Genomic DNA, 24,386 nt, shown 5'->3' on the forward strand with positions numbered 1-24,386 from the left:
AAGCCTGAAAAGGAAGGAATCGCTCGCCGATGAGTTATCACGACGAACAAGAATCGATTGAAAGTCTCAAGGCGTGGTGGGCCCGTTGGGGCAACCTCACCACGTGGATCGTGCTCGCGGCGCTGGTCGTCGCGGCCGGTTTCAACGGCTGGAATTACTGGCAGCGCCGTCAGGCCGCCGAGGCTTCCGGGTTGTACGAGCAGGTGCAGAAGGCCGCCGCCGCGAATGACAAGGCGACGATGGCCCGCGCGGCCGCCGACATGGAAAGCAAGTTCGGCAGCACGCCGTATGCGCAGATGACCGCACTGTCGGCTGCGAAGACGTTGTACGCGGCCGGCGACGCCGCCGGCGCGAAGGCGCAGCTGCAATGGGCCGTCGATCACGCCAAGGACGACGAGTACAAGCAGATCGCGAAGCTGCGTCTCGCATCGCTGCTGCTCGACGAGAAGGCGTACGACGCGGGCCTCGCGCTGCTGTCCGGCACGCCGGTCGATGCATTCAAGGGCCTCGTGGCTGATCGCCGTGGCGATCTGCTTGCGGCGCAAGGCAAGACCGACGATGCGCGCGCCGCGTACAAGCTCGCGCTCGCCGGCCTGTCGCAGGACGACCAGTCCGCGCGTCAGCTCGTGCAGTTCAAGCTCGATGCGCTCGGCGGCTGATCCCGGCCCCCTCAACCTCTTAACTCTGCTTCGCTAACCGATGAATTTGCTGAAACGTTACGCTGTGCCCGTAGCCTGCGCGGCGGCTGTCCTGGCATTGGCGGCCTGCTCGTCGTCGAAGGACGCGCGCCGCGTGCCGACGCCGCTCACCGAGTTCAAGCCCGTCATGGACGTGCAACAGGTCTGGAAGGCGAGCGTCGGCAAGGGCGGGCGCTACCTGTTCTCGCCGGTGGCCGTTGGCGACGCCGTCTACGCGGCGGGCGAGAACGGTTCGGTCGAGAAGATCGACGCGAAGACGGGCCAGACCCTGTGGCGCGCGAAGGTCGGTTCGGACCTGTCGGCCGGAGTCGGCAGCGACGGCAACCTGACCGCCGTCGGCGCGTTGAAGGGCGGTGTGTTCGTGCTGGGCCCCGACGGCAAGCAGCTGTGGAAGACGAGCGTGCAGGGCGAGATCTTCTCGCCGCCGCTGGTCGGCAACGGTCTCGTGATCGTGCGCACGATCGACGGCCAGGTGATCGCGTTCAACGCGCAGACGGGCGAACAGAAGTGGAACTACCGTAACCGCGCGGTGCCGCTGAATCTGCGCGTGTCGGCAGGCATGACGTTCGCGGGCGATGCCGCCGTGCTGGCGGGCTTCCCCGGCGGTGGTCTCGTCGCGATCAACCTGCAGACGGGCGAGCCGTTCTGGCAGACGCCCGTGTCGTTCCCGAAGGGCGTGACCGAAGTCGAGCGCATCAACGACGTCAGCGGTCCGCCGACGCTCGTGGGTGCCGAGGCGTGCGCGGTCACGTTCCAGGGCCAGCTCGGCTGCTTCGATGCGAACTCGGGCCGTCCGCTGTGGGAAAAGGCGTTCTCGAGCCGCAGCGGTCTCGCGCAGGACGATTCGGTCGTCGCCGGCGGCGACGACTGGTCGGTCGTGACGGCCTACGACGCGGCGAGCGGCAACCAGCTTTGGCGTAACGACAAGCTGAAGAGCCGCGACGTCGGCGTGCCCTACCTGCTCGGTCATGCGGTCGTGATGGGCGACTACAAGGGGTTCGTGCACTTCCTGTCGCGTGAGGACGGCAGCTTCATTGCCCGGATGAAGACCGACGGCAGCGCGATTACCGCGGCGCCGGTACTGGCCGGCAATACGCTCGTCGTGCAGACGAAGGACGGTGGCCTGTACGGGTTCCGTCCGCGCTGACGCGCACGCACGAGCGCAATCGTGGCGCGGCGGGCTCGTCCCGCGCGCCGCGATAGCGCGCATGAAGGCGGCCGGTGTCCCCGGCCGCTCGGTATTTGAAAGGCAGTTCGAAACGAAAGACGACGGCGCGCAACGCGCGCCCGGCGCGCGCATCCGGCGCGGCGCGAATTCGTGATATTTTCATTCAGCGCAGCCGCCCGCAGCAGCGGGCCTCCCGCTGCTGCGCATCACCGTAGAAAACACAGATGAAACCGGTCATTGCCCTCGTTGGGCGCCCCAATGTGGGGAAATCCACGCTGTTCAACCGGCTCACGCGTTCGCGCGATGCGCTGGTCGCCGACTTGCCGGGCCTGACGCGCGATCGCCATTACGGCGAAGGGCGGGTCGGCGCACGGCCGTATCTGGTCGTCGATACCGGCGGCTTCGAGCCCGTCGCGAAGGACGGCATCCTGCACGAGATGGCGCGTCAGACGCGGCAGGCCGTCGAAGAAGCCGACGTCGTCGTGTTCATCGTCGACGGCCGTAACGGCCTCGCGCCGCAGGACAAGTCGATCGCCGACTACCTGCGCAAGACCGGCCGGCCGATCTTCCTGGTCGTCAACAAGGCCGAGGGGATGAAGTACACGGCGGTCGCGACGGACTTCTACGAGCTCGGACTCGGCGATCCGCGCGCGATCTCGGCCGCGCACGGCGACGGCGTGACCGACATGATCAACGAGGCGCTGGAAGTCGCATACGCGGGCCAGCCGGAGGAAGCGGACGAGGACGATCCGTCGCGCGGCATCAAGATCGCGATCGTCGGCCGGCCGAACGTCGGCAAGTCGACGCTCGTGAACGCGCTGATCGGCGAGGACCGCGTGATCGCGTTCGACATGCCGGGCACGACGCGTGACTCGATCTACGTCGACTTCGAGCGCAACGGCAAAAAATATACGCTGATCGACACCGCGGGCCTGCGACGTCGCGGCAAGGTATTCGAGGCGATCGAGAAATTCTCTGTCGTGAAGACGCTGCAGTCGATCTCCGACGCGAACGTCGTCATTCTTCTGCTGGATGCGCAGCAGGACATTTCCGATCAGGACGCGCACATCGCCGGTTTCGTCGTCGAACAGGGCCGCGCGCTCGTGATCGGCGTCAACAAGTGGGACGGTCTCGACGACCACGCACGCGATCGCGCGAAAGCGGATTTGACCCGCAAGCTGAAATTCCTCGACTTCGCGAAATCCCACTACATTTCGGCCGCGAAGAAGACCGGTATCGGCGCGCTGATGCGCTCGGTCGATGACGCATACGCGGCGGCGATGGCGAAACTGCCGACGCCGAAGCTCACGCGCGCGCTGATCGAGGCAGTCGAGTTCCAGCAGCCGCGTCGTCGCGGCCCGGTGCGTCCGAAGCTGCGCTACGCGCACCAGGGCGGCCAGAATCCGCCGCTGATCGTCATCCACGGCAACGCGCTCGACGCGGTGACGGAAACCTACAAGCGTTACCTCGAAAACCGATTCCGCGAAACTTTCTCACTGACCGGGACTCCATTGCGCATAGAGTTCCGTTCGTCGAGCAACCCGTACGCGGACAAGGGCTGAAGCATGTCCTGCAAGGGATAGGCCGCATGGCCTACGCCCGGGCGGTGCATGCAAAATCGGCTATAGTGTAGCGATTGGCGCCGGATCTCTTTTTCTTCGTCGCCAATCAAGATCAACCTGCAAAAAAAGATGGAGTACGCCATGAGCAACAAAGGGCAATTGTTACAAGACCCGTTTTTGAACGCACTGCGCAAAGAGCACGTTCCCGTTTCGATCTATCTCGTCAACGGCATCAAGCTGCAAGGGAACATTGAATCGTTCGACCAGTACGTCGTGTTGCTCCGTAATACGGTGACCCAGATGGTCTACAAGCACGCCATCTCGACGGTCGTGCCGGCGCGCCCGGTGAATTTCCACCCGGACGCGGAAGCCTCGTCCTAACCCATCGCAGCGGCCGGCGTCCGGTCGCCGCGAGCGACCGATGCCAGCCGCCTTATCTTGACACCCGATAATTTGATCAACGCAGCGCTCGTCGGCATCGACTTCGGCAAGACCGATTTCGAAGCCAGTCTCGAAGAACTCAGTCTTCTCGCCTCCAGTGCGGGGGCCCGTCCCGCCGTCACCCTCACGGGCCGTCGCGCCAGTCCTGATGCCAAGATGTTCATCGGCAGCGGCAAAGCCGAAGAATTGCGGCTTGCCTGCGACGCGCACAACGTCGAAATCGTCATCTTCAACCACGCGCTGGCACCGGCGCAGCAGCGCAATCTGGAGCAGGCGCTTAACAGGCGAGTGGTCGATCGCACCAGCCTCATCCTCGATATCTTCGCGCAGCGTGCCCGCAGCCACGAAGGCAAGCTGCAGGTCGAACTCGCGCAGCTGCAATACTTGTCGACCCGCCTGATTCGTGCGTGGACCCACCTGGAGCGGCAAAAGGGCGGTATCGGCCTGCGCGGCCCCGGTGAAACCCAGCTCGAAACCGACCGCCGACTGATCGGCGAGCGCATCAAGATGCTGAAGTCGCGGCTCGACCGGCTGCGCCGGCAGCACAGCACGCAGCGTCGGCAGCGCGCGCGCAGCGGCACGATGTCGGTGTCGCTCGTCGGCTATACGAACGCGGGCAAGTCGACGCTGTTCAATGCGCTGACGAAAGCGCAGGCTTATGCGGCAGACCAGCTGTTCGCCACGCTCGATACGACGTCGCGGCGCGTATACCTCGGCGACGAGGCAGGCCAGATCGTCGTGTCCGATACGGTCGGGTTCATTCGCGAACTGCCTCACCAGCTGGTTGCCGCATTTCGCGCGACCCTCGAGGAAACGATCCATGCGGATCTGCTGCTGCACGTCGTCGACGCGTCGAGCGCGGTGCGGCTCGAACAGATCGAGCAGGTGAACGGCGTGCTGCACGAGATCGGTGCGGACACGATCCGGCAGGTGCTGGTGTTCAACAAAATCGACGCCGTGCCCGAGTTGGCAGCCCGCGGCGACGCGGTCGAGCGGGACGAGTATGGTAATATTTCGCGCGTCTTTTTGAGCGCACGCACCGGTCAGGGTCTTGATGTGTTGCGTGCCGCCATCGCCGAGATCGCCTCCGCGGAACACCTTTCCGGCGCGACGTTACCCAACGGCGCGCTCGACGGCGCACCCGCTGAACCACACGAAGACCACACGATTTCCGAACACGGGCGCTAACCGGTCCCGGCCGGTTCGCCGGCGTCTAATCTGGTGAACAAACTCTGGTGAACGAATACAACGAGCGGAGTACCTGGCGGCGGATGCGCGCCTTGCTGTCGATCAACGATCCCCGCTGGGGGCGCGGCGAAGGCAAGGGCAACGACGGATCCCGTCCGCGTGCGAACGAATCGAAGCGTCCGCCCGGTGGCGACGGTGACGGTCCGCCCGATCTCGATGAGATGTGGCGCAACTTCAACCGGCGTCTGAGCGGCCTGTTCGGCGGCAAGGGCGGCAACGGTTTCCGGCCCGACAATGGCCGGGCCGCGCGCGTCGGCGTCGGCATCGTGATCGGCGTGCTGGTCGCTGTCTACGCAGGCAGCGGGCTGTTCGTCGTGCAGGACGGCCAGACGGGCGTCGTGCTGCAGTTCGGCAAGCTGTCCGGCACGGTTGGCCAGGGCGTGCACTGGCGCGCACCGTATCCGTTCGCGTCGCACGAAATCGTCGATACATCGCAGGTCCGTTCGATCGAGATCGGCCGGAACAACGTCGTGCGTCTCGCGAACGTGAAGGAAGCGGCGATGCTGACGCGCGACGCCGACATCGTGGACGTGCGTTTCATCGTCCAGTACCGGATTCGTTCGGCAACCGACTACCTGTTCCGCAGCGTCGATCCGGAGCGCAGTGTGTCGCAAGCCGCCCAGGCCGCGGTGCGCGCAATCGTCGGTACGCGCAGCGCGGCCGACATGCTGAACCAGGATCGCGATGCGCTGCGTGAGCAATTGTCCGCCGCGATCCAGCGCGATCTCGATCGCTACCAGTCGGGCCTCGAGGTCACGGCCGTCACGATGCAGAGCGTCGCGGCGCCCGAACAGACGCAGGCCGCGTACGCCGAAGTCGCGAAGGCGCGCGAAGATCGCGAGGCCGCGAAGCGTGCCGCGCAGGCCTACGCGAACGACCTGCTGCCGAAGGCGCAGGGCGATGCCGCGAAACTCGCCGACGAAGCGAAGGCGTATGCCGAGCGCGTGGTCACGGAGGCAGAAGGCGACGCCGACCGGTTCAAACAGGTCTATGCACAGTATTCGAAGGCGCCCGCGGTGATCCGCGAGCGGATGTACCTCGAGACGATGCAGGAAATCTATTCGAACGCGACGAAGGTGTTCGTCGGCAACAAGGGCGGCAACAGCGTCGTGTATCTGCCGCTCGACAAGCTCGTCGAGCAGGGGCGACAAAACGCCGCGAATGCCGCGGCGCCTGCCGGTGCATCCGCGCCCGTCGCGGCGCCGGCCTCGGGCGCTGCTGCGTCGAGCGCACCCGCGAGCGCGGCTTCGGCCGCGGCGGCGCCCGCACCTGGCAGCGACGTGCTGCGGTCGCGCGAAGCGTTTCGCAGCCGGTCGCGTGAAGACGATACGAAGTAACGGAGAGCGCAGAACATGAACCGAATCATTGCGCTCGTCGTCGCAATCGTGATCGCCGCCTTCGCGGCGTCATCGACCGTCCTGACCGTCGACCCGCGCCACACTGCCGTGCTGTCGGGCCGCGACGGCGCGCAACCCGAACTCGCGGGCCCCGGCATCCATTTCAAGCTGCCGCCGCCGCTGCAGACGGCGACGCTGATCGACACGCGCCTGCAATCGCTCGAGTCGTCGGATCCGCTGCAACTGGCGACCGAAGACAAGCACGACCTGCTCGTCGCGTATGCGGTCAAGTACCGGATCACCGATCCGATGAAGTATTTCACGGCGACGGGCGGCGACCCGGCGGCTGCCACCGAGCGTCTGGCCGGCGCGCTGAAGGGCGCACTCGGCGACGCGTTCGGCAAGCGCGCGCTCGACGACGCGCTCGGCGGCCAGCGCGACATCGCCAATGCGGCGCGCGAGGCGGTGCGCGCGAAGGCATCGGGCTTCGGTGTCGACGTAGTCGACGTGCAGTTGACGCGCGTCGACTTGCCGGCTGCGCAGACGGATGCCGTCTATCAGCGGATGATTGCCGCGCTGCGCGACCAGGCCGCACAGGTGCGCGCGGATGGCGCCGCCGATGTCGAACAGATCAAGGCCGACGCGGAACGCGAACAGCAGGCGGTGCTCGCGAATGCGTACAAGTCCGCGCAGACGATCAAGGGCGAGGGCGACGCGAAGGCCGCGTCGATCGCCGCCGATGCGTTCGGCCGTGATCCGCAGTTCTACCAGTTCTACGCGAGCCTGCAGGCTTACCGGAATACCTTCAAGCGCAACGACATCATCGTCGTCGACCCCGACAGCGAGTTTTTCCGTTTCATGCGCAGCCCGACGGGCGGTGCCGCACCGGCGGCACCCGCTCCCCGCAAACACTGACCTTGGGGCGCCGCGTCGAGCGGCGCCGTCGCTCGCATGGATCTGGCTGGCTCGTTGTTGCTCGCGGTAGCACTGATGCTGATCATCGAGGGGGCGTTCCCCTTCGTGTTTCCCGTCGCCTGGCGCGACACGTTTCGTAGAATAGCGGAGCGGCCGCCGCATCATATCCGGATCGGCGGGCTCATCGTGATGGCGCTCGGGCTCGTCCTGCTGCTGTTCGCCACCTGATCCGGACGGCGCACCCGCCGTTCGTTCCGCCCGATTTCCGATTTCCGATTCATCTCGCGGCGCGCGTGTCGCGCCCTGTTTCCTGTCGTAGGACCGTACCGATGTCGACCTGGTTACTTCCCGAGAATATCGCCGACGTACTGCCGTCGGAAGCGCGCAAGATCGAGGAGCTGCGCCGCAGGCTACTCGATCGCTTCCGTTCGTACGGCTACGAAATGGTGATGCCGCCGCTGCTCGAATATCTCGAGTCGCTGTTGACGAGCGGCGGCGCCGATCTGCGCCTGCGCACCTTCAAGCTGGTCGATCAGCTGTCGGGCCGCACGCTGGGCCTGCGCGCGGACATCACGCCGCAGGTCGCGCGTATCGACGCGCACCTGCTGAACCGCCAGGGCGTGACGCGCCTCTGTTATGCGGGCCACGTGATGCATACGCGTCCGCGCGGCCTGCATGCGACGCGCGAGCAGATCCAGATCGGCGCCGAAATCTACGGACATGCCGGACTGGAAGCCGATCTCGAAATCCAGCAGCTGATGCTCGACGCGCTGCACCTCGCGGGGCTGTCGCGGATCCGTCTGGATCTGTGTCACGCGGGCGTGCTCGCGGCGCTGCTCGCACGCGACGCGCAGGCCGCTGAGCGCGGCGAGGCGCTGTACGACGCGCTGTCGGGCAAGGACGTGCCGCTGCTGAACGAACTCACCGACGATCTCGGCGCCGATACGCGCGCGGCGCTGCGGGCGCTGCCGCATTTGTACGGCGACGCGAGCGTGCTCGACGAGGCACGTGCACGCCTGCCGGCGCTGCCCGAGATCGCGCAGGCGCTCGACGATCTCGCGCAACTCGCGGCGCAGGCGAAGGGCGTCGAGGTGGCGATCGATCTCGCTGACCTGCGTGGCTACGCGTACCACAGCGGCGCGATGTTCACGGCGTACATCGACGGCGTACCGAACGCGATCGCACGCGGCGGCCGTTACGACCACGTCGGCCAAGCCTACGGACGCGCTCGCCCGGCGACGGGCTTCTCGCTCGACCTGCGCGAGCTCGCGCGGATTTCGCCGATCGAGGCGCGCGGTACCGCGATTCTCGCGCCGTGGGCACAGGACGACGCGCTGAGCGCGGCCGTTGCGGCGCTGCGCGATGCGGGCGAGGTCGTGATCCAGGCGTTGCCGGGGCACGACCACGTACTCGACGAGTTCGCCTGCGACCGTTCGCTCGTCGAGCGTAACGGCGCATGGGTGGTCGAACCCCGTTAAACAGGCGTTCGCGGGCCGCCGTTCGACGTGCATATCGTTGAAGCGAAACGGAAAAATTCGGAATCGCCCGCGAACATAGGTAGAATACGTTTTTAACCAGCTAACGAATCAACATGTCTGCCAGCGCAGTGAACGTGACTCCCGGGCGCAATGTCGTCGTCGTGGGAACGCAATGGGGTGATGAAGGCAAGGGCAAGATCGTCGACTGGCTGACGGACCACGCTCAGGGCGTCGTGCGTTTCCAGGGCGGACACAACGCCGGCCACACCCTCATCATCGGCGGCAAGAAAACCATCTTGCGCCTCATTCCGTCGGGCATCATGCGTGAAGGCGTCGCCTGCTACATCGGCAACGGCGTCGTCCTGTCCCCCGAGGCACTGTTCAAGGAAATCGGCGAGCTGGAAGAGGCCGGCGTGAACGTGCGCGATCGCCTGTTCATCTCCGAAGCCACGACGCTGATCCTGCCGTACCACATCGCAATCGACCAGGCGCGCGAAGCGCGCAAGGGCGCCGGCAAGATCGGTACGACCGGCCGTGGCATCGGCCCCGCGTACGAAGACAAGGTCGGCCGCCGCGCGCTGCGCGTGCAGGACCTGTTCGACGCGAAGACCTTCGCCGACCGCCTGCGCGAAAATCTCGACTTCCACAACTTCGTGCTGACCCAGTACCTGGGTGGCGCAGCCGTCGATTTCCAGGCCACGCTCGACACGATGCTCGGCTATGCCGATCGCCTGAAGCCGATGGTGGCCGACGTGTCGCGCCGCCTGTACGACGCGAACAACGCCGGTCAGAATCTGCTGTTCGAAGGCGCGCAAGGCACGCTGCTCGACATCGACCACGGCACCTATCCGTTCGTCACGTCGAGCAACTGCGTCGCGGGTGCGGCATCGGCCGGCGCCGGCGTCGGTCCGCAGAAGCTGAACTACATCCTCGGCATCACGAAGGCGTACTGCACGCGTGTCGGCTCGGGCCCGTTCCCGAGCGAGTTGTACGACGCGGACAATCCGCAGCGCCAGGACCAGGTCGGCGTTACGCTGGCGAACGTCGGCAAGGAATTCGGCTCGGTCACCGGCCGTCCGCGCCGCACCGGCTGGCTCGACGCAGCGGCACTGCGCCGCTCGATCCAGATCAACGGCGTGTCGGGCCTGTGCATGACGAAGCTCGACGTGCTCGACGGCCTCGATGAAGTCAAGCTGTGCGTCGGCTACAAGATCGACGGCAAGGACGTGGACATCCTGCCGCGCGGTGCGGCCGACGTCGCGCGCTGCGAGCCCGTGTACGAAACGTTCGCCGGCTGGAAGGAAAGCACGGTCGGCATCAAGACGAGGGACGCATTGCCGGCGAATGCTCAGGCATACCTGACCCGTGTCCAGGAAGTGGCCGGCGTGCCGGTCGACATGGTTTCGACGGGGCCGGATCGCGACGAGACGATCCTGCTTCGCCATCCGTTCAAGGTGTAATTCTCAGCATGACGCAGCAAATCACGATGACGGCGGCAGACTTGATGACCGATCCGCGCAACGACGACAAGAACCTGTGGGTGGGCTGGGACGAATACCATCGTCTGATCGAGCTGCTTGCGCTTCAGGTGCATGCATCGGGCTGGAAGTTCGATCAGATCCTGTGCCTGGCGCGCGGCGGTTTGCGCGTCGGCGATCAACTGTCGCGCATCTACGACGTCCCGCTCGCGATCCTCGCGACGAGTTCGTATCGCGAAGCGGCCGGCACGGAGCAGGGCGAGCTCGACATCGCGCAGTACATCACGATGACGCGTGGCAACCTCGAGGGCAACGTGCTGCTGGTCGACGATCTCGTCGATTCCGGCGTCACGCTCGCGCGCGTGCAGGAGCACCTGAAGGAGCGCTATCCGGCGGTCAAGGCCGTGCGTTCGGCGGTGCTCTGGTACAAGGGTTGCTCGAAGGTCAAGCCTGACTATCACACGCAGTATCTGCCGACGAATCCGTGGATTCATCAGCCGTTCGAAGAGTGGGACACGGTTCGTCCTCACAATCTCGAGGCGTGGATCAAGCGCGGTCGCGCGCAGCGCGACGGCTCGGGCGCGTGAGCGGCCGGTCAATCGAAGGAAAGCCTTGTACGGCGCCGCTTGCGGCGCCGTTTTTTATTGCGGCGGCGGGCCGGTGGGCGCCACAATCGGCGTTCGCGGTAGGCAGACGGCGCGGCCCCGGCTATGATGGCAGCCCTGCCACAGCTTGCGCGGGATTGCATGCGCGGCGTGGATCACGTGGCTTCAGGGCAACAGGGCAGGACGGTTTTTCAGGGGGGCGCGAGTAGAATAGCGCTCGTTTTGTCCGAACCGGACCCGATTATTAAGCTTCATATGAACGACACGATCCAGGCGACCGACGCAGCCCATGCGCATTCGACGCACCAACACTCGATGCGGGCGCTTGCGATAGCGGCCATCGGCGTCGTGTTCGGCGACATCGGCACGAGCCCGCTGTATGCGCTGAAGGAGGCATTCAGCCCCGCACACGGCATTCCGCTCACCGAAGGCTCGATTCTCGGGGTGATCTCGCTGCTGTTCTGGGCAATCATCCTGGTGGTCGGCATCAAGTATCTGCTGTTCGTGATGCGTGCCGACAACAACGGCGAGGGCGGCGTGCTCGCGCTGATGGCGCTGTCGCTGCGGCCGCTCGACTCGAAAACCCGCGTCGCGGGCGCGCTGATGGCACTCGGGATTTTCGGCGCGTGCATGTTCTACGGCGACGCCGTGATCACGCCGGCGATTTCCGTGATGTCGGCGGTCGAAGGTCTGGAGATCGCGACGCCGCACCTGTCCCATCTCGTGATGCCGATCACGATCGTGATCCTGATCGCGCTGTTCTGGATCCAGCGTCACGGTACCGCGATGGTCGGCAAGCTGTTCGGGCCGATCATGGTGCTGTGGTTCATCGCGATCGCGGCGCTCGGCGTATATCACATCGTGCGCGTGCCGGGCATCATCGCGGCGATCAACCCGTATTACGCGGCGTCGTTCATGTCTGAGCACCTGCTGCAGGCCTATGTCGTGCTCGGTTCGGTCGTGCTGGTGCTGACCGGCGCGGAAGCGCTCTACGCGGACATGGGCCACTTCGGCGCGAAGCCGATTCGCCTCGCCGCATACGGGCTCGTGATGCCGTCGCTCGTGCTGAACTACTTCGGCCAGGGCGCGTTGCTGATCCAGAACCCGAAGGCGATCGAGAACCCGTTCTTCCTGCTGGCGCCGGACTGGGCGCTGCTGCCGCTCGTCGTGCTGTCGACGGTTGCGACCGTGATCGCGTCGCAGGCCGTGATCTCGGGCGCGTATTCGCTGACGTCGCAGGCGATCCAGCTCGGCTACGTCCCGCGCATGAAGGTGCTGCATACGTCCGAATTGGCGATCGGCCAGATCTATGTGCCGGTCGTGAACTGGCTGCTGCTGTTCGTGATCCTCTGCATCGTGATCGGCTTCAAGAGCTCCGACAACCTCGCGGCCGCATACGGTATCGCGGTGACGGCGACGATGGTGATTACGACGGTGCTCGCGGCTGTCGTGATGGTGAAGGTGTGGAACTGGAACCGGCTGCTCGTCGGCGCGATCATCGCGGTGTTCCTCGCGGTCGACCTGGGCTTTTTCGGCGCGAACCTGCTCAAGGTCGCGCAGGGCGGCTGGCTGCCGCTCGGCATCGGCGCGCTGTTGTTCTTCCTGTTGATGACCTGGTACACGGGCCGCCACATCGTCAAGGAGCGTACGGCTGCCGACGGTATCCCGCTCGAGCCGTTCCTGCAGGGGCTGCTCGCGCATCCACCGCACCGTGTGTCGGGCACCGCGATCTACCTGACCGGTAACGACAAGCTCGTGCCCGTCAGCCTGCTGCACAACCTGAAGCACAACAAGGTGCTGCACGAGCGGACCATCTTTCTTACGTTCGTCACGCGCGACATCCCGTACGTGCGCGATGACAAGCGCCTGAGTTCGCGCGACGCGGGCGGCGGCCTGTACATCGTCAAGGCCGAATACGGCTTCAACGAGACGCCGGACGTGAAGGCCGTGCTCGAGGAATTCGGCCGCACGCACGACATGACGTTCGAACTGATGGACACGTCGTTCTTCCTCGCGCGCGAAACGGTCGTGCCGACGCATCTGCCCGGCATGTCGATCTGGCGCGAACGTGTGTTCGCATGGATGCATCAGAACGCGGCGAAGCCGACCGACTTCTTCTCGATCCCGGCGAACCGCGTGGTCGAGCTCGGCACCAAGATCGAAATCTGACCGGCACGCGGGCCGCCGATGCGGCCCGTGCCGATCCGGCCGCGCTTGCCGAAGCCATGAAAAAGCCCGCCTTCCGGCGGGCTTTTTTTCGTGCGTCGACAGCCTTCGCGTGCTCAGCGCTTCAGTTTCGCGAACGCCGCGGCCATCGCGCCGGCCGGTTCCGGCTCGCGCGAACGCTGGGGGCGGGCCGCGCCGCGGCCGGCATTGCCGCGATCCTGACCGGCGCGCGGCGCCAGGCCCGGTGTGGCCGCTTCGTCGTCCAGGCGCATCGTCAGCGAAATGCGCTGACGCTTCACATCGACGTCGAGCACCTTGACCTTGACGACCTGGCCGGCCTTCACGACTTCGTGCGGATCCTTGATGAACTTCGTCGACATCGCGGACACGTGGACGAGGCCGTCCTGGTGCACGCCGACATCCACGAATGCGCCGAACGCCGCGACGTTCGTCACGACACCTTCAAGCAGCATGCCCGGCATCAGGTCGGACACCTTTTCGACGCCGTCACGGAAAGTTGCGGTCTTGAATTCGGGGCGCGGGTCACGACCCGGTTTTTCGAGTTCGGACAGGATGTCGCGCACGGTCGGCAGACCGAAACGTTCGTCAACGAATTCGGCCGGCGACAGACCGGACAGCGCATCACGGCTGCCGAGCACGTCGTCGATCCGCTTGCTGATCTTCGCGAGGATCCGTTCGACGACCGGATAGGCCTCCGGGTGGACCGACGAGCGGTCGAGCGGATTCTCGCCGCCGTTGATGCGCAGGAAGCCGGCTGCCTGTTCGAAGGTCTTGTCGCCGAGGCGTGGCACCTTGCGCAGGTGGTCGCGCGACGGAAACGGCCCGTTCGCGTCGCGGTAGTCGACGATGTTGCGCGCGAGCGTGGCGTTCAGACCCGAGACGCGCGCGAGCAGCGCGACCGACGCGGTGTTCGCGTCGACGCCGACCGCGTTCACGCAATCCTCGACTACCGCATCGAGCGAGCGGGCGAGTTCGCGCTGGTTCACGTCGTGCTGGTATTGGCCGACGCCGATCGCCTTCGGCTCGATCTTCACGAGCTCGGCGAGCGGGTCCTGCAGGCGGCGGGCGATCGACACGGCGCCGCGCAGCGACACGTCGAGTTCCGGGAATTCCTTTGCGGCCAGCTCTGACGCCGAGTAGACCGACGCGCCGGCTTCCGATACGACGATCTTCTGCAGCCGCAGTTCCGGATGCTTCGAGATCAGCTCGCTCGCGAGCTTGTCGGTTTCACGGGACGCGGTGCCGTTGCCGATGCTGATCAGCTCGGCCTGCGTCTGCGCGGCGATGCGCGCGAGCTTCGCGAGCGAGCCGTCCCAGTCGCGGCGCGGCTCGTGCGGGTAGATCGTATCGGTCGCGAGCAGCTTGCCGGTGCGGTCGACGACGGCAACCTTCACGCCCGTGCGCAGGCCGGGGTCGAGACCGATCACGGCCTTCGGGCCGGCCGGCGCGGCCAGCAGCAGGTCCTTCAGGTTACGGGCGAACACGCGGATCGCTTCGGCTTCCGCCGTTTCGCGCAGTTGCGTGAGAAGTTCGTTCTCGATGTGCGGCTGCACCTTCACGCGCCAGCACCAGCGGCACACGTCCGACAGCCACTTGTCCGCCGGGCGGCTCTGGTTCGCGATCCCGAAATGGCGCGCGATCATCGCTTCGCCGGGATGCGGGACTTGCGCGTCGAGTTCCTCGCCGAGCCCCAGCTTGACGGTCAGCACGCCGGCATTGCGGCCGCGAAACAGTGCCAGCGCACGGTGCGACGGCACGGTCCGGATCGTTTCCGCGTAGTCGTAGTAATCGCGGAACTTCTCGCCTTCCTCGTTTTCCTTGCCTTCGACGACCGCGGAGGATACGACGCCCTGGCTGTGCAGGTAATCGCGCAGCTTGCCGAGCAGTTCGGCCGTTTCACCGAATTGTTCGGACAGGATGTCGCGCGCGCCGTCGAGCGCGGCCTTCACGTCGGCGACGCCCTTGTCGGCATCGACGTACGCGGCGGCTTCCGTCTGCGGGTCGAGCAGCGGATTCGCGAGCAGCGCCTGCGCGAGCGGCTCCAGGCCGGCTTCGCGCGCGATCTGCGCGCGCGTGCGGCGCTTCGGCTTGTACGGCAGATAAAGGTCTTCGAGCACCTGCTTGCTGTCGGCCGCGTCGATCGCGGCGCGCAGTTCGTCGGTCAGCTTGCCCTGTTCGTCGATGCTCGACAGGATCGCCGCGCGGCGATCCTCGAGCTCGCGCAGATACAGGAGGCGTTCCTCGAGCTGGCGCAGCTGCGTGTCGTCCAGGTTGCCGGTCACTTCCTTGCGGTACCGGGCAATGAACGGAACGGTCGAGCCTTCGTCGAGGAGTTGCACTGCCGCCGCGACCTGGCGCGGCTGGACGGACAGTTCGGTGGCGATGCGCTGTACGATCTTGAGTGCTACGGTTTCCGTCATGTCGTGGATGATCTGCCTGCTGAAATCGCGGCGCGGGCCGGCAGGCCGCGCGCCGCGGGCTGCAAGACGGGCCCGCCGGACCAGATGCCGCGGGTGAGTGAAGCGGGGCATTTTGCCATAAATGGCGGAGCGTCCAGCCGGGGGTGATAGAATTTGACACATGTCCCGCAGCTTTCCTACGACGTTGCCAACTTCCCGCATTTCTCTCGTCGCGCTCGGCGCAGCGCTTGCCGCGGCTTTGTCCGCCGGGTCTACCGTCGCGTACGCACAGGCATCGGGCGCAACCGCGCCGGACGCCGCAGTGGCCGCGCCCGTCGCACCCTCCGCCACGCAGGATTTTGACGCCCGTCAAAAAGTGCTCAATCAACGTTCCGCGGAAAACGATTATCGTTATGCCGTGGCGGAGCACGACTGCTACAGCAAGTTCTTCGTCAATCACTGTCTCGGCAATGCGCGCGACCGGATGCGCGAGGAGCGTGCGAGCATCCGTCAGGAGCAACTTGCGCTCGACGATGAACAGCGCGCGGTGCGGGCGCAACAGCGCGACCAGCAGCAGGCGTTGAAGCAGGCGCAGAATGCGGCGGAGGCGCCGCAGCGCGCGGCGAACGATGCGGCGAACGCGGCTGCGTTCCGCGACAAGCAGGAGCAGAATGCACTGAAGCGGGCGCAGCGCGGCGCCGAGGGGCCGCAGCGCGCCGCGAACAAGCAGGCGTACGACCAGAAGCAGGCAGACTTCCAGCGCAAGCTCGATCAGGCGCGCCAGCAGGGCGCGCAAAAGGCGCAGGAGCGAGTGGACAACGCCGCGCGCTACGAGCAGAAGCAGAAGGAAGCTGCCCAGCACAAGGCCGATGTCGAGCGGCGTCAGCAGGAAGCGGCCGACAAGGCCAAGCAGCAGCAGGGGCAGTAACGTGTTGGATTGATCCGGAGTCAGTCTCGTGCGTGCCGGCACGCCAGTCGGCGCGCTGCTTCGATGAGGAGGCGCATATGCAAAACCGTCCCACGGAACAGCAGCAGGAATTGCACAACCGTTTGGCAGCATTGCAGGAGCAGCACCAGCAGCTCGCTCGGGAGATCGAGCTGAAGGAAGGACACTCCGACATCGACGACATCACGCTGCACCGGCTGAAGAAGGAAAAGCTGGCAGCCAAGGACAAAATCATTTTGCTGCAATCGCAGCTGGAACCGGATAAGCGCGCCTGAGCGCGGCCTGGCAAGCGCCGGCGCCGCCCGGGCGCTGGACACAGGAACGCTTGCCTTGAATTCACCGCTTGAAGCCAACCCCGATGCCCGGCGTGACGCGTCGTCCGCCGGGCGCGTTCGTGCGCCCGAAGGCACCTTCGAGCTGAGTCGCAAGCGCGTCGACGAACTCGACACGATCTTCGGCGACGGCGGATTGCTCGCGCGCGCGCTCGACGGCTATCACCCGCGTCAGTCGCAGATCGAGATGGCGCGCGCGGTCGCGTCCGCGATGGAGGCGTCCGCGCGTCGGATGCCCGAGCCGGAAATCTTCGAGACCCGCAAGCGGCCGGCGCGCCGCCTCGGCGAAGGCGACAAGACGGCCGAATCCGCCTCGGAGGGTGCTGCGGTCGAAGCCGACGGCGACGCCGGCGACAACACGCTGATCGTCGAAGCTGGCACCGGTACCGGCAAGACCTATGCGTACCTGGTGCCCGCGATGCTGTGGGGCGGCAAGGTGATCGTGTCGACCGGCACGAAGCACCTGCAGGACCAGCTGTTCCAGCGCGACATCCCGACGGTGCGCAACGCGCTCGCGGTGCCGGTGACGGTCGCGATGCTCAAGGGTCGCTCGAACTACCTGTGCCATTACTACCTGCAGCGCACGGCCGACAACGGCCGCCTGCCGTCGCGCCAGGACACCGCATACTTGCAGGAAATCGTCCGGTTCGCCAAGGTCACGAAGAGCGGCGACAAGGCCGAGCTGGCGAGCGTGCCGGAGACGGCACCCGTGTGGTCGATGGTCACGTCGACGCGCGACAATTGCCTCGGCCAGGAGTGCCCGCATTACAAGGAATGCTTCGTGATGCAGGCGCGCCGCGAGGCGCAGCAGGCGGACATCGTCGTCGTCAACCATCACCTGTTCTTCGCGGACATCATGCTGCGCGATACCGGGATGGCCGAGTTGCTGCCGAACGCGAACACGGTGATCTTCGACGAAGCACACCAGCTGCCCGAGACGGCCACGTTGTTCTTCGGCGAGACGCTGTCGACCACGCAGATCCTCGAACTCGCGCGCGACACGGTCGCCGAAGGCCTGAGCCATGCGCGCGATGCGGTCGAGTGGGTGAAGCTCGGCGGCGATCTCGAACGTGCGGCGCGCGACCTGCGTCTCGCGTTCGCGAACGATCAGATCGTGCGCATGTCGCTCGCGCAACTGGGCGACGATCACCCGATGTTCGGCGCGCTCGACGCGCTCGAAGTGGCGCTCGATGCGCTTGCCTCGGCGCTCGCGAGCCAGGCCGAGCGGGCGGAATCGCTCGGTGCGTGCCTGCGGCGCGCACGCGAGCTGCAGGACCTGCTCGCGGGCTGGGTCGCGCCCGGCGCGGCGGAAGCGGCCGCGAAGGCCGATGCGGCGGCCGCCGGCGACAAGGCGACCACCGACGACCCGCACGAGAAGGTGCGCTGGGTCGAAGTGTTCGCACATACCGTCCAGCTGCACGAGACGCCGCTGTCGGTCGCGCCGATTTTCGCGAAGCAGCGCGCCGGCGTACCCCGCGCGTGGGTGTTCACGTCGGCGACGCTGTCGGTGCGCGGCGACTTCACGCATTACGCGGCCCAGATGGGCCTCAGCTCGCGGCGCTCGATGACGCTCGCAAGCCCGTTCGACTATCAGACGCAGGGCCTGCTGTATGTGCCGCGCAACCTGCCGCAGCCGTCGTCGCCGGCGTTTACCGATGCCGTGTTCGATGCCGCGTTGCCGGCGATCGAGGCATCGGGCGGCGGCGTGTTCATGCTGTGCACGACGCTGCGAGCGGTCGACCGGATCGCATCGAAGCTGCGCGACGTGATCGAGTCGCGCGCCTGGAACACGCCGCTGCTCGTGCAGGGCGATGCCAGCCGTACCGAACTGCTCGACCGCTTCCGTTCGTACGGCAATGCGATCCTCGTCGGCAGCCAGAGCTTCTGGGAAGGCGTCGACGTGCGCGGCGATGCGCTGTCGCTCGTCGTGATCGACAAGCTGCCGTTCGCGCCGCCCGACGACCCGGTACTGGCCGCGCGGCTCGACGCGCTGACCAAGAAGGGCTTGAGTCCATTCGCGGTTCACCAGTTGCCTCAGGCCGTGATCACGCTGAAGCAGGGCGCGGGCCGCCTGATTCGCGCGGAGACGGATCGCGGCGTGCTGATGATCTGCGACACGCGGCTCGTCGACAAGCCTTACGGTCGACGGATCTGGCAGAGCCTGCCGCCGTTCAAGCGCACCCGCGAGATCGCGGTCGTGCAGGACTTCTTCGACGAGCACCGCGCGGCAAAACGCGCGTGACCGCGCTGCCGCCTGCTGCGGGCGGCACCAACAAAAAACCCGGCTCGATGGCCGGGTTTTTTGTTTGCTGCTCGGGCGTCGCTCAGAACTGCCACCACGACTTTTTCGTGCCGGGGCGTGAATGGCCGGTGATGTACGGGCTGTCCGGGAAGGTCCCGGCGAGCACGCGCTTCGTGTCTTCCGCGAGTTCCGGCTGGTTCAGCTTGCCGTACGACAGGATCATGATGTGCAGTGCGTCCTCGATCGCCGGCGCGCCCTTGTAGTCCTTGATCGCGAGCTGCGCGCGGTTGATCGCCGCGACATAGGCGCCGCGCCGATAGTAGTAATCGGCCGCGTGCACTTCGTGCGAGGCGAGCGCGTTGACGATGTAGCGCATCCGGGCGGCGGCGTCGGGCGCGTACTTGCTCTTCGGATAGCGGTCGACGACGACCTTGAACGCGTCGTACGATTCGCGCAGTGCCTGCGGATCGCGCTCGCTCATGTCCTGGCCGGAGAAGCGGCCGAACAGGCCGAGATCGTCGTTGAAGTGGATCATCCCCTTCAGGTAGTACGCGTACGGGATATCCGGGTGATCCGGATGCAGCTGGATGAAGCGGTCGACGGCCTGGTCGGCGGCTGCCGCTTCGTTGTCCTTCCAGTTGCAGTACGCGACGTTGATCTGCGCCTGTTGCGCGAAATGGCCGAACGGATCGCGACCCTGCAGCGATTCGAAATATTTCGCGCACTTGCCCCAGTCGCCGCCGGACAGTGCGTCCTGGGCCTCTGAGTATAATTTGTTGTTCGACCAGGTAGCCGTCTCGTCCTGCTTCTGCGGCAAGCCGTGGCAGCCGGCGATGAGGGCCGCGGCCGCTGCCACCGCAGCTCGGGCGGCGACGGTTTTGGCCGTACGTTTGGTCGAATTCATCATGCTCGCATGTCCTAGCTTCAAGTCTCGGTGACCCAGTCTAAATGACCCGTTCAAGTTCGCAGAATGCCCCGCGGGGCAAGTCAAATCGCGAAGATTATAGCCCAAGCGATCGGCCCGCCGACGCTGCGTCGGGGGATTCCCCCGATGACGATCTGGCTGCAGACGCGATGCAGCCACCTGTCGTGCCGTCCGCGGCGGCCGACGAGGCGCCGCGCGTCGTCGAAGTGCCGCTGTCTCTCGCGGGTGAGCGCCTCGATAAAGCGCTTGCCCAACTGTTCCCCGAATTCTCCCGCAGCCGCCTGCAGAGCTGGATCGAGGCGCAGCGCGTGCTGGTCGACGGTGCGCCGGCGAAGATCCGCCAGCCGGTGCCGCTCGGCGCGAGAATCGAGCTCGTGCCCGACCTGCTGCCGGAGCAGCTGGCGTTTACGCCGGAGCCGGTGCCGCTCGACGTGATCTACGAGGACGACGCGCTCGTCGTCATCAACAAGCCGGCGGGCCTCGTCGTCCACCCGGCTGCGGGAAACTGGAGCGGCACGATCCTCAACGGCCTGTTGTACCGCTACGGCGACGCGGCGGCCGGCCTGCCGCGCGCGGGCATCGTGCACCGGCTCGACAAGGAGACGTCCGGCCTGATGGTGGTTGCGCGCACACTCGCTGCGCAGACCGATCTCGTGCGCCAGCTGCAGGCGCGCACGGTGAAGCGCCGCTATTTCGCGCTCGTGTGGGGCATGATGCCCGAAGACGGCACGATTGACGCGCCGATCGGTCGCGATCCGCGCGAGCGCACGCGCATGGCCGTCGTCACCGGCGCGTCGGGCAAGCCCGCGCGCACGCATTTCCGCACGGTTGACACATGCATGTGGCAACGTCAGCCGGTGTCCGCGATTCAGTGCGATCTCGAAACCGGCCGCACGCATCAGATCCGCGTGCACTGCTCGCATGTCGGGCATCCGCTGCTCGGCGATCCGGTGTACGGGCGCGCGCGCGGCAAGCGCTCGGTCGCGCCGCTGCCGGGCGGGTTCGCGCGGCAGGCGCTGCACGCCTGGCGGCTCGGCCTCGTGCATCCGGTCACGGGCAAGACGATGCAGTGGCGTTGTCCGTTGCCGGACGACATGAGCGCGCTCGTCGCGGCGCTGGGCTTCGGACAGGGCGACGAGGAATTCGACGATGAAGACGGTGTCTACGACGATGACGATTTCGCCGGTGATTATCAGGATCACGACGACGATTACGACGATGAGGAGGAGTGAGTGCCGATGACGAACCTGGCGCCGTTGACGTGGCAGGACTGCGTGCAGCCCGACTGGCAAGTGGCGCCGCGCGTGCGTGCGCTGATCACGACGCGCGACGGCGGCGTGAGCGAGGGCCCGTACGGGCGCTGGCAGGACGGCGCCGCGTTGCCGGGCGGGATGAATCTCGGCCTGCATACCGGTGACGATCCGGTCCATGTCGCCGCGAATCGCGCGCGCTTGCTCGCGCTGGCGGGCCAGTCGCGGGCGGCGTGGCTCGAACAGGTTCACGGCACGCGGATCGTGCGTGCGGACGAGGTGAACGAGGCCGCGCCGGGTGCCGAGGCGCCCGTGCAGGCCGACGCGAGCGTGACGGACCGCGCGGGCGCGGTCTGTGTCGTGATGGTCGCGGATTGCCTGCCGGTGCTGTTGTGCGACGCGCGGGGCCGGGCGGTGGGTGCCGCGCATGCTGGCTGGCGCGGGCTCGCGGCCGGCATCGTCGAGCAGACCGCGGCGCGCGTCGCGGCGCTCGCCGGCGGCATGACGGATGAACTCCATGCGTACCTCGGGCCCGCGATCGGCCCGCGGGCGTTCGAAGTCGGCGCCGACGTGCGCGCGGCGTTTCTCGACACGGCTCCGCAGTCGGAGCATGATGAGACGCGGCAAGCGTTCGCCGCGATCGACGGCGCGCCCGGCAAGTACCTCGCCGACCTCTACGCGCTTGCGCGCCTGCGCCTCGCGCGCGCGGGCGTGGCGCACGTGAGCGGCGGGACTGCCTGCACGGTCACCGAACACGCGCGCTTCTATTCGTACCGGCGCGACCGCGTGACCGGCCGCATGGCGGCGGCGATCTGGCTGGCTGATTGACGGCTGACCGCGCGCGCTTGCGCGCGCGGCTCGATTTGCTGCATTGCGAACATTGGTTATCTCGATATTGACGCGACAATGCGGCGTGGTATGGACAAACGAATGAATAATCGCGAAGTCAAGTCAATCAAAATGTTTTATGTTTCGCCGGAAGCCTTGCCCCGCTTGTTGCGCACGGATTATCTCCGGGCAGAAATGTTCGGCGGTTTGATGCAGTGCTTCACATGGGGAAAACGATAATGATAAAAATACCGCACTGCGGCAGAATCTGGAGACGCCTCTCCAGAGCATGACGGCCCCGGCTCGCAGCCGGCGCGCCGCGCGCGAGCAGGATTTCACGATTGACGCTCACGAATCACCGGTAAGGCAGGTAATGACAGCATCGAAAAATTCGTCGACGTCCGCTCAGGCGGGCACTTTCGCGGGCAGCACCGGATTCGACCAGGCTACCCAGCCGATGCAGCAGATGTTCGAGGCATGGCTGAACGCCTGGCGCGGTTTCGCCGATCCGGCGCGCGCCGCAGCGGCGGCGACCACCGCGAATCCGTTTGCCGCATTCCAGTTCCCGACATCCGTTCCGTTCCAGATGCCGTCGATGTCCGATATGAGCGCCCTCGGCGGCCTGGCTTCGCCGTTCACGGGGCTGAAGCTGCCGGTGGCCGCGATCCCGCCGGAGCGGCTCCAGAAGCTGCAGGCCGACTACGCGCGCGATTGCATGACGCTGATGCAGCAGGCCGCCGCGGCGAAGCTCGAGTCGCCTGAACTGAAGGACCGCCGCTTCAGCGCGGATGCGTGGAAGGCGTCGCCCGCACATGCGTTCGCCGCTGCGTGGTATCTGCTCAACGCGCGTTACCTGCAGGAACTGGCCGACGCGCTCGAGACCGATCCGAAGACGCGCGAACGTATCCGTTTCTCCGTCCAGCAATGGACCGCCGCCGCCGCGCCGAGCAACTTCCTGGCGCTCAATCCCGATGCACAGAAATCGATCCTCGAGACGCAGGGCGAAAGCCTGCGGCAAGGGATGATGAACCTGCTCGGCGACATGCAGCGCGGCAAGATTTCGCAGACCGACGAATCGCAATTCGTGGTCGGCAAGAACCTCGGGTGTACCGAAGGCGCGGTCGTCTACGAGAACGACCTGATCCAGTTGATCCAGTACGCGCCGAAGACGGACAAGGTGTTCGAGCGGCCGCTCCTGATCGTGCCGCCGTGCATCAACAAGTTCTACATCCTCGACCTGCAGCCCGAGAATTCGCTCGTCGCGCATGCGCTGTCGAGCGGCCATCAGGTGTTTCTCGTGTCGTGGCGCAACGCCGATGCGTCGGTCGCGCACAAGACGTGGGACGACTACATGAACGAAGGGCTGCTCGCGGCGATCGATGCCGTGCAGCAGGTCAGCGGCCGCGAGCAGATCAATACGCTCGGCTTCTGCGTCGGCGGCACGATGCTCGCGACCGCGCTGTCGGTGCTCGCCGCGCGCGGCGAACATCCGGCCGCATCGATGACGCTGCTGACCGCGATGCTCGATTTCACCGACACCGGCATCCTCGATGTGTTCGTCGACGAGGCGCACGTGCAGATGCGCGAGCAGACCATCGGCGGCAAGAACGGCGCGGCGCCGGGGCTGATGCGCGGCGTCGAGTTCGCGAACACGTTCTCGTTCCTGCGGCCGAACGATCTCGTGTGGAACTACGTCGTCGACAACTACCTGAAGGGCCGCACGCCCGCCGCGTTCGACCTGCTGTACTGGAACAGCGACTCGACGAGCCTGCCGGGCCCGATGTACGCGTGGTACCTGCGCAATACCTATCTCGAGAACAAGCTCCGCGTGCCGGGCGCGCTGACCGTGTGCGGCGAATCCGTCGACCTGTCGCGCATCGACGTGCCGACCTTCATCTACGGGTCGCGTGAGGACCACATCGTGCCGTGGCAGACGGCTTACGCGTCGACGTCGATCCTGACGGGCCCGCTGAAGTTCGTGCTTGGCGCGTCGGGCCACATCGCGGGCGTGATCAATCCGCCGGCGAAGAAGAAGCGCAGCTACTGGGTCAACGACAACGACCTGCCCGAATCCGCGGACGACTGGTTCGCCGGCGCGACCGAGCACCCGGGCAGCTGGTGGACGACCTGGGTCGAATGGCTCGACCAGTACGGTGGCCGCAAGGTGGCGCCTCCGGCCAAGGCCGGTTCCGCGCAGTTTCCGGTGATCGAGCCGGCGCCGGGCCGCTACGTGTTGCAGCGCGATTGACGAAAGACGGACAGCGGCGCACGCTGTCCGGTGCACCGCAGTTTTTTTAACAGGGCCGGTAGCGATGCGCCGTGTCGTGCGGGCCTGGAGGAAAGGGAA

At 66.1% G+C, this 24,386-nt stretch carries 20 protein-coding genes; 18 read left to right on the forward strand and 2 right to left on the reverse strand.

All coding sequences use genetic code 11. The annotated features are described in order from the left end of the window. Nucleotides 1–29: 29 nt before the first annotated feature. From ACV22W_RS23435 to ACV22W_RS23490, 12 genes are all read left to right on the forward strand, one after another. The gene (locus tag ACV22W_RS23435; protein ID WP_059529930.1) at nt 30–659 is read left to right on the forward strand and encodes a tetratricopeptide repeat protein; all 630 of its coding nucleotides are present in this window, start codon (nt 30–32) and stop codon (nt 657–659) included. A 40-nt stretch (nt 660–699) separates the two neighbouring features. Next, the gene (bamB, locus tag ACV22W_RS23440; protein WP_448022069.1) at nt 700–1,845 is read left to right on the forward strand and encodes an outer membrane protein assembly factor BamB; all 1,146 of its coding nucleotides are present in this window, start codon (nt 700–702) and stop codon (nt 1,843–1,845) included. 245 nt (nt 1,846–2,090) lie between these two features. Beyond that, nucleotides 2,091–3,428 (forward strand): ribosome biogenesis GTPase Der, encoded by a 1,338-nt coding sequence (gene der, locus ACV22W_RS23445; RefSeq protein ID WP_448022071.1) that lies wholly within the window; start codon nt 2,091–2,093, stop codon nt 3,426–3,428. A 141-nt stretch (nt 3,429–3,569) separates the two neighbouring features. Then, the gene (gene hfq, locus ACV22W_RS23450) at nt 3,570–3,809 is read left to right on the forward strand and encodes an RNA chaperone Hfq (protein ID WP_006399927.1); all 240 of its coding nucleotides are present in this window, start codon (nt 3,570–3,572) and stop codon (nt 3,807–3,809) included. A 72-nt stretch (nt 3,810–3,881) separates the two neighbouring features. Next, on the forward strand, nt 3,882–5,057 hold the full coding sequence (gene hflX / locus ACV22W_RS23455; protein ID WP_448022095.1) for a GTPase HflX: 1,176 nt from the start codon (nt 3,882–3,884) through the stop codon (nt 5,055–5,057). A gap of 47 nt (nt 5,058–5,104) precedes the next feature. Further along, on the forward strand, nt 5,105–6,454 hold the full coding sequence (hflK, locus tag ACV22W_RS23460) for an FtsH protease activity modulator HflK (RefSeq protein ID WP_448022073.1): 1,350 nt from the start codon (nt 5,105–5,107) through the stop codon (nt 6,452–6,454). 15 nt (nt 6,455–6,469) lie between these two features. Next, on the forward strand, nt 6,470–7,369 hold the full coding sequence (gene hflC, locus ACV22W_RS23465) for a protease modulator HflC (RefSeq protein WP_448022075.1): 900 nt from the start codon (nt 6,470–6,472) through the stop codon (nt 7,367–7,369). A gap of 36 nt (nt 7,370–7,405) precedes the next feature. Beyond that, a complete protein-coding gene (locus ACV22W_RS23470; protein WP_011884960.1) occupies nt 7,406–7,597 on the forward strand; it encodes a DUF2065 domain-containing protein in 192 nt (63 codons plus the stop codon). Between the two features lie 101 nt (nt 7,598–7,698). Further along, the gene (locus tag ACV22W_RS23475; protein ID WP_448022078.1) at nt 7,699–8,847 is read left to right on the forward strand and encodes an ATP phosphoribosyltransferase regulatory subunit; all 1,149 of its coding nucleotides are present in this window, start codon (nt 7,699–7,701) and stop codon (nt 8,845–8,847) included. Between the two features lie 113 nt (nt 8,848–8,960). Beyond that, the gene (locus ACV22W_RS23480; protein ID WP_448022080.1) at nt 8,961–10,307 is read left to right on the forward strand and encodes an adenylosuccinate synthase; all 1,347 of its coding nucleotides are present in this window, start codon (nt 8,961–8,963) and stop codon (nt 10,305–10,307) included. An 8-nt stretch (nt 10,308–10,315) separates the two neighbouring features. Next, nucleotides 10,316–10,912: a phosphoribosyltransferase gene (locus ACV22W_RS23485; protein ID WP_059464415.1), complete on the forward strand. Its 597-nt coding sequence runs from the start codon at nt 10,316–10,318 to the stop codon at nt 10,910–10,912. 273 nt (nt 10,913–11,185) lie between these two features. Next, on the forward strand, nt 11,186–13,099 hold the full coding sequence (locus ACV22W_RS23490; protein ID WP_448022082.1) for a potassium transporter Kup: 1,914 nt from the start codon (nt 11,186–11,188) through the stop codon (nt 13,097–13,099). Nucleotides 13,100–13,212: 113 nt separating this feature from the next. On the opposite strand, the gene ACV22W_RS23495 is transcribed toward ACV22W_RS23490, so the two are convergent. After that, nucleotides 13,213–15,537, reverse strand: a complete 2,325-nt coding sequence (locus tag ACV22W_RS23495) for a Tex family protein (RefSeq protein ID WP_059526047.1) — start codon at nt 15,535–15,537, stop codon at nt 13,213–13,215. A gap of 160 nt (nt 15,538–15,697) precedes the next feature. Here ACV22W_RS23495 and ACV22W_RS23500 point away from each other — a divergent pair, with 160 nt between their 5' ends. From ACV22W_RS23500 to ACV22W_RS23510, 3 genes are all read left to right on the forward strand, one after another. Further along, nucleotides 15,698–16,444: a hypothetical protein gene (locus ACV22W_RS23500; RefSeq protein ID WP_448022083.1), complete on the forward strand. Its 747-nt coding sequence runs from the start codon at nt 15,698–15,700 to the stop codon at nt 16,442–16,444. A 77-nt stretch (nt 16,445–16,521) separates the two neighbouring features. Further along, the gene (locus ACV22W_RS23505) at nt 16,522–16,737 is read left to right on the forward strand and encodes a YdcH family protein (protein WP_006755091.1); all 216 of its coding nucleotides are present in this window, start codon (nt 16,522–16,524) and stop codon (nt 16,735–16,737) included. Nucleotides 16,738–16,792: 55 nt separating this feature from the next. Next, nucleotides 16,793–19,036 (forward strand): ATP-dependent DNA helicase, encoded by a 2,244-nt coding sequence (locus tag ACV22W_RS23510; protein WP_448022085.1) that lies wholly within the window; start codon nt 16,793–16,795, stop codon nt 19,034–19,036. An 82-nt stretch (nt 19,037–19,118) separates the two neighbouring features. Here ACV22W_RS23510 and ACV22W_RS23515 read toward each other — a convergent pair whose 3' ends face one another. After that, nucleotides 19,119–19,943 carry an outer membrane protein assembly factor BamD gene (locus tag ACV22W_RS23515; protein ID WP_448022086.1) on the reverse strand — a complete coding sequence of 275 codons (825 nt, stop codon included), beginning with the start codon at nt 19,941–19,943 and terminating at the stop codon, nt 19,119–19,121. 41 nt (nt 19,944–19,984) lie between these two features. Between ACV22W_RS23515 and ACV22W_RS23520 the strand changes: the two genes are divergently transcribed. The 3 genes from ACV22W_RS23520 to phaC all read left to right on the forward strand — a co-directional run bounded on the left by ACV22W_RS23520 (nt 19,985) and on the right by phaC (nt 24,287). After that, entirely contained in the window at nt 19,985–21,193 is a 1,209-nt protein-coding gene (locus ACV22W_RS23520; protein ID WP_448022087.1) for an RluA family pseudouridine synthase, read from the forward strand. Between the two features lie 6 nt (nt 21,194–21,199). Then, on the forward strand, nt 21,200–22,039 hold the full coding sequence (gene pgeF, locus ACV22W_RS23525) for a peptidoglycan editing factor PgeF (protein WP_448022089.1): 840 nt from the start codon (nt 21,200–21,202) through the stop codon (nt 22,037–22,039). 373 nt (nt 22,040–22,412) lie between these two features. After that, nucleotides 22,413–24,287 (forward strand): class I poly(R)-hydroxyalkanoic acid synthase, encoded by a 1,875-nt coding sequence (phaC, locus tag ACV22W_RS23530; protein ID WP_448022091.1) that lies wholly within the window; start codon nt 22,413–22,415, stop codon nt 24,285–24,287. The last annotated feature ends 99 nt before the right edge of the window (nt 24,288–24,386 follow it).

The sequence above is a fragment of the Burkholderia sp. AW49-1 genome, from assembly GCF_053427845.1.